The organism is Nonomuraea lactucae (genome assembly GCF_003313395.1).
Taxonomy (GTDB): domain Bacteria; phylum Actinomycetota; class Actinomycetes; order Streptosporangiales; family Streptosporangiaceae; genus Nonomuraea; species Nonomuraea lactucae.
Genome location: NZ_QNFZ01000497.1, coordinates 1 through 1,385, shown reverse-complemented (window position 1 = coordinate 1,385; position 1,385 = coordinate 1). Strand labels below are relative to the sequence as shown.

Here is a 1,385-nt window from a genome sequence, read left to right as displayed (position 1 = left end):
CCGCCACGGCGGCCGGCATGGGCCGCTCGAACGGCGCGCGGCCCTCGACGGCGGTGTAGAGGCTCGCGCCGAGCGACCACAGGTCGGAGGAGGGTCCGGCCGCCCGCTGGTTGAGCCGCTCGGGCGCCATGTAGCCGAGCGAGCCGCCGCCCCCGGCTCCGGCGGGGCCCGCGCCGTCCTGGCCGTACATCGGGACCGCGATCCCGAAGTCGGTGAGCATGGCGGAGCCGTCGGCCTCCAGCAGGATGTTGGCCGGCTTGACGTCGTGGTGGAGGATGCCGTGCGCGTGCGCCGTCTCCAGCGCCGACAGGACCCGCAGCCCGATCGCGGCCACCTCGGGCGGCGGCAGCGGCCCGCGCTCCTTGATGACCTTGTCCAGCGAGCGGCCGGTCGCCAGGTCCATGATGATCCACGGCTGGTCGCCGTCGAGCACCACGTCGTGCACCAGCACGATCGCGGGGTCACGCAGCCGCCCGGCGGACCTCGCCTCGTGGATGGCCCGGCCGGTGAACGCTTCCCGCTGGCGCGGGGTCAGCTCGTCCGGTACGCGCACCTGCTTGACCGCGACCTGCCGGTGGAGCGTCTCGTCGAGCGCCCGCCACACCGTGCCCGCGCCGCCCTGGCCGAGCCGTTCGACGAGGCGGTAGCGGCCGGCCAGCAGGTAGGGGTCACCCGGCAGGGAGGGGTCACCCGGCAGGGAGGGGTCAGCCGGCACGGCGCAGCGCCTGCTCGATCGCCCGCGCGGCGGCGAGCGCGTTCCGCTTGATGTCCTCGTCGCTCGGCCTGGACGCCAGCGTGGTGTACTCCACGCGCACCACCAGGTTGGCGAGGCGGTAGTAGACGTACGCGGAGTGCATCCTGCCCGTGGCGCCCTTCAGCTCGTGGGCGAACGCCTCCTGCCCGACGCCGCCGATGTCGCGGACCGGGGTGAGCGTGGCCTTCAGCGAGCCCCCGGCCCCGATCTCGGGCCACGTCCAGTCGATCTCGGCCCCGCCGAACCTGGCCCAGTAGCGCTTCTGGTTCGCGAACAGCGTCCGCGCCGAGGACGGGGTCATCGACCACGGGTCGGGGGTGTCGGAGTCCTTCTGCAGTTGCAGGCTCACGCCGTTGCCCCGCATCGGCCACTGGCAGGTCGGCCCCACCTCGTCGGAGCCGGGCTGCCCCTTCGGGGGCCGCTGGGTGCGCAGGAGCCGGCCGGCGTCCTCCGGCGTGAGCAGGGAGCACACGTCCATCGGCACGGTGAACGCGGCGGGCACGCCGTCGTCGCCGCCGCGCACCACGAAGAACACGGCCGCCGCGGCGGCGATCACGAGGGCCGCCGCCGCGGCGCCCCAGACGAGGGTCCTGCCCCGGCCCCTGCTCCTGAGCGGCGCCGTGGTCTCGTG

General features: G+C 74.9%; 2 protein-coding genes. Both read right to left on the bottom strand.

From position 1 onward, the window contains the following. A partial coding sequence (locus DQW85_RS22980) for a serine/threonine-protein kinase (RefSeq protein ID WP_162795262.1) occupies nucleotides 1-715 on the bottom strand: 715 nt, incomplete at its 3' end. Beyond that, nucleotides 705-1,385: hypothetical protein (locus tag DQW85_RS22975; RefSeq protein ID WP_162795261.1), on the bottom strand; the 681-nt coding region annotated here is incomplete at its 5' end. The genes DQW85_RS22975 and DQW85_RS22980, both read right to left, overlap by 11 nt.